Annotated in this window: 7 protein-coding genes; 4 read left to right on the forward strand and 3 right to left on the reverse strand. The window is 74.0% G+C overall.

The genetic code is table 11. The annotated features are described in order from the left end of the window. The first annotated feature begins 48 nt into the window (after positions 1–48). The gene (locus AB0M11_RS20555; protein WP_365707397.1) at positions 49–1,011 is read left to right on the forward strand and encodes an electron transfer flavoprotein subunit alpha/FixB family protein; all 963 of its coding nucleotides are present in this window, start codon (positions 49–51) and stop codon (positions 1,009–1,011) included. Between the two features lie 86 nt (positions 1,012–1,097). On the opposite strand, the gene AB0M11_RS20560 is transcribed toward AB0M11_RS20555, so the two are convergent. Continuing rightward, positions 1,098–2,042 (reverse strand): endonuclease/exonuclease/phosphatase family protein, encoded by a 945-nt coding sequence (locus tag AB0M11_RS20560; RefSeq protein ID WP_365707399.1) that lies wholly within the window; start codon positions 2,040–2,042, stop codon positions 1,098–1,100. 194 nt (positions 2,043–2,236) lie between these two features. Between AB0M11_RS20560 and AB0M11_RS20565 the strand changes: the two genes are divergently transcribed. Both AB0M11_RS20565 and AB0M11_RS20570 read left to right on the forward strand, forming a co-directional pair. Further along, positions 2,237–3,541: an aldolase/citrate lyase family protein gene (locus AB0M11_RS20565; protein ID WP_365707401.1), complete on the forward strand. Its 1,305-nt coding sequence runs from the start codon at positions 2,237–2,239 to the stop codon at positions 3,539–3,541. 104 nt (positions 3,542–3,645) lie between these two features. Further along, positions 3,646–5,856: a protein kinase gene (locus tag AB0M11_RS20570; RefSeq protein ID WP_365707403.1), complete on the forward strand. Its 2,211-nt coding sequence runs from the start codon at positions 3,646–3,648 to the stop codon at positions 5,854–5,856. Here the strand turns inward: AB0M11_RS20570 and AB0M11_RS20575 are convergent. Together AB0M11_RS20575 and AB0M11_RS20580 are read right to left on the reverse strand one after the other, a co-directional pair. Further along, complete coding sequence (locus tag AB0M11_RS20575; RefSeq protein WP_365707405.1) at positions 5,802–6,599, reverse strand: hypothetical protein; 798 nt, start codon at positions 6,597–6,599, stop codon at positions 5,802–5,804. The genes AB0M11_RS20570 and AB0M11_RS20575 overlap by 55 nt on opposite strands. Before the next feature lie 149 nt (positions 6,600–6,748). Further along, positions 6,749–7,834 (reverse strand): LacI family DNA-binding transcriptional regulator, encoded by a 1,086-nt coding sequence (locus tag AB0M11_RS20580; RefSeq protein WP_365707407.1) that lies wholly within the window; start codon positions 7,832–7,834, stop codon positions 6,749–6,751. 214 nt (positions 7,835–8,048) lie between these two features. On the opposite strand from AB0M11_RS20580, the gene AB0M11_RS20585 reads away from it, so the two are divergent. Further along, positions 8,049–9,008 carry an ROK family protein gene (locus tag AB0M11_RS20585; protein ID WP_365707409.1) on the forward strand — a complete coding sequence of 320 codons (960 nt, stop codon included), beginning with the start codon at positions 8,049–8,051 and terminating at the stop codon, positions 9,006–9,008. Positions 9,009–9,098: the final 90 nt, after the last annotated feature.

Genomic DNA, 9,098 nt, shown 5'->3' on the forward strand with positions numbered 1-9,098 from the left:
AGCACTCGCCGACCGCCCCTCAACTGATCCAAGCAGGAGAGCATTCCCATGGCTGAAGTCCTCGTCTACGTCGACCACGTGGACGGTGCCGTCCGCAAGCCCACCCTGGAGCTGCTGACCCTGGCCCGCCGCATCGGCGAGCCCGTCGCCGTCGCGCTGGGCAACGGCGCCGCCGACACCGCCGCCGCGCTGGCCGAGCACGGCGCGGTGAAGGTCCTCACCCACGACGCCGCCGAGTACGCCGACTACCTGGTCGTCCCGAAGGTCGACGCGCTGCAGGCCGCCGTCGGGTCCGTCTCCCCGGCCGCCGTGCTGGTCCCGTCCTCCGCCGAGGGCAAGGAGATCGCCGCCCGCCTCGCCCTGCGCATCGGTTCGGGCATCATCACCGACGCCGTCGACCTGGAGGCCGGCGACGAGGGTCCGGTGGCCACCCAGTCGGTGTTCGCCGCGTCCTTCACCACCAAGTCCCGCGTCTCCAAGGGCATCCCGGTCATCACGGTCAAGCCCAACAGCGCCGCCGTCGAGGCCGCCCCGGCCGCCGGCGCCGTCGAAGGCCTGGACGTGACCTTCTCCGACCAGGCCGCCGGCACCAAGGTGACCGGCCGTACCCCGCGTGAGTCCACCGGGCGTCCCGAGCTGACCGAGGCCGCGATCGTGGTCTCCGGAGGTCGCGGCGTCAACGGCGCCGAGAACTTCGCGATCATCGAGGCCCTCGCCGACTCCCTCGGCGCGGCCGTCGGCGCCTCGCGTGCCGCCGTCGACGCCGGCTGGTACCCGCACACCAACCAGGTCGGCCAGACCGGCAAGTCCGTCTCGCCGCAGCTGTACATCGCCAACGGCATCTCCGGCGCCATCCAGCACCGCGCCGGCATGCAGACCTCGAAGACCATCGTGGCCGTCAACAAGGACGCCGAGGCCCCGATCTTCGAACTGGTCGACTTCGGCGTGGTCGGCGACCTCTTCGACGTCGTCCCGCAGCTGACCGAGGAGGTCAAGGCCCGCAAGGGCTGACCGCCGCCGGGCTGTCCGAGGCCCCCGTGACCGGCACCGGTCGCGGGGGCCTCGTCGTGCGGCCGCCGGCCCGCCGCGGGCCGGGTTCAGCGCAGACTCAGCGAGACCTGTACGGGCAGGTGGTCGCTGGGGAACTGGCCGTGCAGGGAGAACGTGTCCATCGTCGCCTGGTGCGTGGTCACCCCCGGCGAGGTCAGGATCCAGTCGATACGGTCGCCGTCCGGCTTGAGCCGGTGGTAGCCGTGGAAGGTCGCGTACTGGGGGCCGCGGTGCGCCGCCGCGTCCCAGGTGTCGACGAGACCCGCGTCCACCAGGGTGTCGTAGGCCCGGTTCTTGTGGGCGTAGGCGTTGAAGTCGCCGGTCACCACGACGGGCAGCCGCTGGTCGAACTCCGCGATCCGCCGCACCAGGAGCGTGGCGCTGCGCTCACGGGCGTACTGGCTGCGTTGGTCGAAGTGGGTGTTGGCGACGTAGAACTCCCGTCCCTCGTCGGCGAGATCGCGGAAGCGGACCCAGGTGACGATCCGGGGGAAGGCCGCGCCCCAGGTGTTGGAGCGGATGACCTCGGGGGTGTCGGAGAGCCAGAAGGTGTAGTGCTCCACGGGGGCGAGGCGCCGGGTGTCGTAGTAGACGGCGGTCGACTCGTCCCGGCTGCCGCCCTCGCGGCCGGTGCCGACCCAGGCGTAGTGCGGCCCGAGCCCGGCTTCGATGTCGAGCAGTTGCTGGTACAGGCCCTCCTGGGTGCCGATGACGTGGGGGTGCGCGCGGCGCAGCAGTTCGCGCATCACCGGCCGGCGGTCGGCCCAGCTGTTGGGTTCGGCGGTGCTGGCGTACCGCAGGTTGAAGGTCATGACGTCGAGGCGGGGCGCGGGCCGGGACGGCGCCGCGAGGGTGGTCAGCCGACGGCTGCGGGAGGTCGCGGAGGAGGCGGCGGAAGGGGAGATCGCGGCGCTGGACAGCGGCACGGTGACCGCTGCGGCCAGCAAGACCTGCAGTCCCAGCCGGCGGGTGACTCGGCGCTGGTTCGGCACGACGGCTCCTTCAGGGGCGCAAGCCGGACGGGCGGGCGTTGAGGAGTGTGATACCCAAGTGCGTCACGAGCGTGAACATGCCCAGATGGGGGCGTGTCGCCTCGTGGACACGGTGTTGACCGCCCCGAAGACGCCCGGCTACCGTCATTCAACGGATTGTTGATTCCGTACAGTGGAAAACAGGAGGGTACGGGATGGGCCAGGGCCGGCAGGAGAAGGTGGCGACGAGCCTCGCGGGCGCCGTCAGCGAGGAGATCAGCGCCTCCCTCGCACCCGTCGACGCCGAACTGGAGCGCCGCTATCCCGGTGACCCGGTGACCCGGCAGCCCGTCCACACCGTGTACGTGCCCGGCGACGCCTTCGAGGCCGGCACGATCCGCTCCTGGGGCGACCGCGCACTCGCCGCCCTCGACGAACACGCCCCGGACGCCGCCGCGTTCGCCGCGGTCCTCGGCCTGCCGGACGACCTCGCCGAGCCCGTCCACTCCCGGGTCCGCGCCAAACTGGAGCGGGAACCGGTGGAAGACCTGCGGGTCGACTTCGAGGACGGCTACGGCCCCCGCCCCGACGCCGAGGAGGACGAGACGGCCGCCCGCGCCGCCCGGCTGATCGCCGAGGCGTACGCCGAGGGCACGGCGGCGCCGTACATGGGCATCAGAATGAAGTGCATGGAGGCCCCCGTGCGGGACCGGGGCATCCGCACCCTCGACATCTTCCTCACCGGTCTGCTGGCACACGGGGGACTGCCCGACGGACTCGCGCTGACCCTGCCCAAGGTGACCTACCCCGAGCAGGTCACCGCGATGGTCCGGCTCCTGACGGCCTTCGAGAGGACCCATGGACTGGACCCCGGCCGGATCGGGTTCGAGATCCAGATCGAGACCAGCCAGGCCGTCCTCGCCGCCGACGGCACCGCCACCGTCGCCCGGATGATCCAGGCCGCCGAGGGCCGGGCCACCGGCCTGCACTACGGCACCTTCGACTACAGCGCCTGCCTCGGCGTCTCCGCCGCCTACCAGGCCAGTGACCACCCGGCCGCCGACCACGCCAAGGCGGTCATGCAGGTCGCCGCCGCCGGCACCGGCGTACGGGTGTCCGACGGCTCCACCAACGTCCTGCCGGTCGGCCCGACGGCCCAGGTGCACGACGCCTGGCGGCTGCACTACGGGCTCACCCGGCGCGCCCTGGCCCGCGCCTACTACCAGGGCTGGGACATGCACCCCGGCCACCTCCCGACCCGGTACGCGGCCGTGTTCGCCTTCTACCGCGAGGGGCTGGAGCGGGCGGCCGCACGGCTCGCCCGGTACGCCGGCCGGACCGGCGGTGACGTCATGGACGAACCCGCCACCGCCAAGGCCCTCAGCGGCTACCTGCTGCGCGGCCTGGACTGCGGCGCCCTCGACACCGCCGAGGTGACCCGGCTGACCGGCCTGACCCGGGCCGGTCTGGAGGCCTTCGCGCTGCCCCGGCGCGGCGCCCTGACGGCCTCCGGCAAGTAGCGCGTACCGGTCAAGTCACGGCTTTTCCACTGGACTTGAACCGACCCTGTCATCTCCCCGTACTCTGGTGCGCCATTCACGTACGTGTCTCAGGGAACGGGGCTGTGGTGTCGGGTTCGTACGGACAGGCTGACGGGGCCGGTCGCCTGCTGGCAGGGCGGTATCGGGTCGTGGCCCGGCTCGGGCGCGGTGGTATGGGTGTGGTGTGGCTCGCCGTCGACGAGGTCCTCGGCCGCGAGGTCGCCGTCAAGGAACTGCGCGCCTACACCGACAGCGCCGGTCCCGAACTGGCCGACCTGCGGCTGCGGATGCAGCGCGAGGCACGGGCCGCGGCCCGGGTGCGCCACCGCGGGGTGATCGTCGTGCACGACATCGCCGAGGTCGACGGGCGGCCGCTGATCGTCATGGAACTGGTCGACGGCCCCTCCCTGGACGACCTGCTGCGCGAGCGCGGCACGCTCCCGGTGCCCGAGGCCGCCCGCGTCGGCGCCGAGGTGGTGGACGCGCTGGCCGCGGCCCACCGGGTCGGCGTCCTGCACCGGGACGTCAAACCCGGCAACATCCTCCTCGACCGCTCGGGCCGGGTGGTCCTCACCGACTTCGGCATCGCCACCATGGCCGAGCCCGGCGACGGCTCCGCCACCCACCTGACCGGCAGCGGCGAACTCGTGGGCTCCCTCGACTATCTGGCGCCCGAGCGGGCCAAGGGCGCGGCCCCCGGTCCGGCCTCCGACATCTGGGCCCTCGGCGCCGCCCTGTACGCGGCCGTGGAGGGCGCCCTGCCCTTCAGCCGTACGTCCACCTTCTCGACGCTGACCGCGATCGTCGACGAGCCGCTTCCGGAGCCCCGCAGGGCGGGCCCGCTCGCCCCCGTCCTGCGGCGTCTGATGGACAAGCGGCCCGAGGCCCGCCCGGACGCCGAGGAGGCCTTCGAGCTGCTGCGGGCCGTGGCCCGGCAACCGGCCGCTGACACTCCGACGACGGCCCTGCGCGAGCCCGCGCGGCCGGTCGCCGCGCTGTCCGCGGGGCTCGGAACGGCCCCGGAAGCCACCGAGGAGCCCGCCGGGAAGCCGGCGGAAGCGGCAGCCCAGGAGACCTACGGCGGGCTCGCGCACGGCTCGGCCGGGGAAGGCGGTCAGGAAGCCGCCGAAGGCTCCGGACAGGAGGCAGGCGAGGGGCGCGGTCAGGAGGCCGCGGAGGGTCCTGGACAGGAGCCTGGGGAGGGCGCCGGACAGGAGGCCGTGGGAGCCTACGGGCAGCACGCCGTGGAGGGCCGCGGACAGGAGCCCGCGGAGGGGCCTGGGCAGGAGTCTGCGGGGGGCTACGGGCAGCACGCTGTGGAGGGCTCCGGGCAGGAGGTTGTGGAGGCCTACGGGAAGGACGTCACGGAAGGGCGCGGACCGGCTCGGGGGACCGCAGGGGTACTCGCTCGCAGCGCTGCCGAAGGGACCGTCGAAGGGATGGGCGAGGAGCCCGCTGCGGAGCCCGACGACCGGCTCGTCCCGGTGGCCGCCGCCGGACTCTCCGGGGAAGCCGGCATCCTCGGGTCCGGTCTCGTGCCCGCCCGGGGAGCGGGCCCCGAGCCCCGGCCCGGCGCCCTGGACGGCCCGTCGGCACCCGCCCGACCGGGCCCCCGCAGCCGCCGCCGGGCCCGGCTGCTCGTCGTGGCGGCCGTGGCCGTCGTCCTGACGGCGACCGGGCTGACCGTCGCGTTACGCAACGAGCGGGGGCAGACGGCGCGGCCGGACGCGGGGCCGCCCGCCCCGACCATGGCCGGTGCTTCGGCGAGCCTCCGCGGTACCGATGCCGGGCACCCGGCGGACGCGAACCCCGTGGGCCAGGGCGAGGAGACCGGTGCCGTACCGTCCGACGGTGCCACGCACACCGCCGGGGACGTGCCGGCGGGCCTCTCCTCCACCGCGCCGTCCTCCGCGCGGACCTCCGCCCCCGCCTCATCCGGCGGTTCCGGTACCGCCGGTGCCACCCCCACCGCCACCGCCACCGCGACGGCCACCGACCCCACGGGCCCCGACCCGGTCTGCGCGTCCGCGGGCGACGGTATGTACACCTGCCAGGTGCACAGCGCCGCCAAGTCCTACACCGCCGACGGCACCAAGGTCGGCAAGGTCCTGCCGGGCGCCCACGAGTTCTCCTGCCAGGCCGACCTGGGCCGCCGGGCGACGCACGGCGCGTCGACCAACGTGTGGTGGGCCAGGACCGACGACGACAGCGGCAACACCGGTGTGTACATCAGCGACGTCTACATCGAGGGCGGCACCGACGACGAGCCGCTTCCCGGGCTGCCGGTCTGCTGACCGCCGGCGTACCGCTCCAGGCCCGACGCGACCGCCCACCGCCACTCGGCGAACAGTCGCGTGCCCGTTCGGCACAGGGCGGCGTCGGCCCGCGCCCGCGCGCAGAACTCCTCCGGCGTCCCCCCGAACAGCTCTCGCAACTCGGGCGACCGGCTGAGGAGTTCCGTGAGGAGAGCACGCTCGCCGGGATGGCGGCGGGGCGTGCCGGTGCCGTCGTGCAGCACGCCGTGCCGGTTGACGTACGTGTGGACGCCGGGAAGCGCCGTGCCGTCGTCGAGCGTGACGCGGACGGCCGGGGCGGGCAGCCAGGCACGCTGGAAGTTGCCGTCGGGCAGCGGTACGCCCTCGCTCGCGTCGACAGCCCGCAGTTGCCGTCCGTCCAGCCAAAGGACGAACAACTCCCTGACCCCCGAAGGGGACGCGACCGGCGACGCCGAGACATAGCCGACGCGGCTGACGTGCGCGGAGACGCCGACGTCGAGGCCCGCCACCTGGGCGCGCACCATGGGAATGGGCCCGGCGACCGCCGACTCGGCCATCTTGTGCTGGAGTTGGGCGGGGGAGGCGTTGGAGCCGACCGCGAGCACCGGTACCCGGCCGTCGCCGGGCACCAGGCGGTCGAGCGGCAGCAGCCGGTCGCCGTCGAGGAGGGCCGAGGTGCGCGGCCAGGCACCGGGATAGGTCAGCGGATGGTCGCGGGGCGCGCGGTGGAGCCCCAGCTCGGCGAGGGTGTGGCCGGTCACGGCAGGCTCGGCCCGGCGGGCGCGGAGCGGCCGGGCGTCCGGCTCCGTCCGGTGGCGGCGGAGCACGTCGTGGCGCGGCCCGGGGCCCCGGGCAGACGGGCGCTCGTCCTGCGGCTCGGCTGCGTGCGCGTCCGGTGCGTCATGCGCGCTCAGTCCGCCGGGGGCAGTTCGCCCGAGCCGCGGGTGATCAGCCTGGTCGGCAGCTCGATCCGCTCCGGTGCCAGAAGGGTGCCGTCCAGTTGGCGGAAGAGCCGTTCGGCGGCGGTGCGGCCGAGCAGGGCCGCGTCCTGGGCGACGACCGTGAGGCCGGGGTGGAGCAGTTCGGCGAGCTCGATGTCGTCGAAGCCGACGAGCGCGACGGGGCGGGTCTGCTCGGCGAGGACGCGGATCACGGTGACGGTGACCCGGTTGTTGCCCGCGAAGATCGCGGTGACCGGCTCCGGCCCGGTCAGCATCTCCTCGGCGGCCCGGCGCACCCGCTCCGGGTCCGTCACCCCGAGCGAGGTCCATGCCTCCTCGACGGCTATCCCGGCGTCCTCCATCGCCGTCCGGTAGCCGCGCAGCCGCTCGGCCGCCGTGTGGATGCGGGGCATGTCGCCGATGAAGCCGATCCGGCGGTGGCCGTGCGCGATCAGGTGGGCGACCCCGTCCCGGGCACCCCCGTAGCTGTCGGACAGCACGACATCGGCGTCGATCTTCCCGGCCGGGCGGTCCACGAACACCGTCGCCACGCCCGCCCTGATCTCCGGCTCCAGATAGCGGTGGTCGTCGCCTGCCGGGATCACCACCAGGCCGTCCACCCGCCGCGCGCACAGCGCGAGCGCCAGCTCCTGCTCCCGGTCCGGGTCCTCGGCGCTGGAGCCGTTGATGAGCAACGCCCCGTGCGCGCGCGCCACTTCCTCCACCGCGCGGCTCAGCGGGCCGTAGAACGGGTCGGCGAGGTCCTCGAGGACCAGCCCGATGCTCGCGGTGCGGCCCTTGCGCAGCACCCGTGCGCTGTCGTTGCGGCGGAAGCCCAGCGCGTCGATGGCCTCCTGGACCCGGCGCTCGGTGTCCGGGGTCACCCCGGGCTCGCCGTTGACCACCCGCGACACCGTCTTGAGGCCCACACCGGCCCGTGCCGCCACGTCCTTCATCGTCGGCCGGGTCCCGTAACGGGAGCCGGGAAGACGGTCTGCGCGGCGGGAGGTGTCGGGCACGGTGCGGCGTCCTGTCCTGTCGTCCACGGGATGCATGGGCTCACGATCCGGGTCTGAACTCATGGGGTTTGTATCAGGGATACACAGGCTCGTGGGTTTGTATGAGGATGTGGCGTCGAGCATAGAGCCTGGACAACGTTGTCAGATGCAAGGGAGACTGTCCACCGCAATCTCCGGCCTGCGCCCCCACCGCTTGACCGGCCTGTTGTGTCACTCGGCTACTCATGGTTGACGGGGAGAACTGAATCTGATGCACACCGACCTCGTGGCGGCCCTCGACATCGGCGGCACCAAGATCGCCGGCGCGCTGGTGGACGGCCACGGACGGATCCAGGCGCGCGCCCAGCGCGCGACACCCGCCCAGCAGGACGGCGAGACGGTCATGGGGGCCGTGGAGGAGGTGGTCGGCGAACTCGCCGGTTCACCTCTGTGGGGGCGTGCCCGGTCGCTCGGGATCGGCAGCGCGGGCCCGGTGGACGCGTCCGCCGGCACCGTGAGCCCGGTCAACGTGCCCGGCTGGCGGGACTATCCGCTCGTCGAACGGGTGCGGGCGGCCTCCGGTGGGCTGCCGGTCGAGCTGATCGGCGACGGCGTCGCCATCACGGCCGCCGAACACTGGCAGGGCGCGGCCCGCGGCCACGACAACGCGCTGTGCATGGTGGTGTCGACGGGAGTCGGCGGCGGCCTGGTGCTCGGCGGCAGGCTGCACCCCGGGCCGACCGGGAACGCGGGCCACATCGGCCACATCAGCGTCGACCTGGACGGGGACCCCTGCCCGTGCGGGTCGCGGGGCTGTGTCGAGCGGATCGCGAGCGGCCCCAACATCGCGCGGCGCGCCCTGGAGGGCGGCTGGCGGCCGGGTCCCGACGGCGACACCTCCGCGGCGGCGGTGGCGGCCGCGGCCCGCGCCGGCGACCCGGTCGCGGTGGCCTCCTTCGAGCGGGCCGCACAGGCGCTCGCGGCCGGGATCGCGGCCACCGCGACCCTGGTCGAGATCGACATCGCGGTGATCGGCGGCGGTGTCGGCAAGGCGGGGGACATCCTCTTCACGCCGCTGCGCAAGGCCCTCACCGACTACGCGACCCTCTCCTTCGTGCGGCGCCTGACGGTGGTGCCGGCCCAGATGGGCACGGACGCGGGCCTGGTGGGCGCCGCGGCGGCCGCGCTGGCCGCCCGGCCGGACACGCAGGCGGCGGAGGTCTCGGGGTGACGGAGTTCATGGTGAGTGCCCCTGAGGGGACGGCGTAAGGAGACGGCTCGATGTCCCAGCGGAACACCGGTGCCACCAGCCAGGTCGAGA

Origin of the sequence: Streptomyces sp. NPDC051987, assembly GCF_040680735.1 — a bacterium.
Taxonomy (GTDB): domain Bacteria; phylum Actinomycetota; class Actinomycetes; order Streptomycetales; family Streptomycetaceae; genus Streptomyces.

Bases quoted from the DNA above. Each gene is read 5' to 3' on its own strand.
- AB0M11_RS20565 (WP_365707401.1), top strand. From the start codon at position 2,237: ATGGGCCAGGGCCGGCAGGAGAAGGTGGCGACGAGCCTCGCGGGCGCC.
- AB0M11_RS20555 (WP_365707397.1), top strand. From the start codon at position 49: ATGGCTGAAGTCCTCGTCTACGTCGACCACGTGGACGGTGCCGTCCGC.
- AB0M11_RS20585 (WP_365707409.1), top strand. From the start codon at position 8,049: ATGCACACCGACCTCGTGGCGGCCCTCGACATCGGCGGCACCAAGATC.
- AB0M11_RS20580 (WP_365707407.1), bottom strand. From the start codon at position 7,834: ATGCATCCCGTGGACGACAGGACAGGACGCCGCACCGTGCCCGACACC.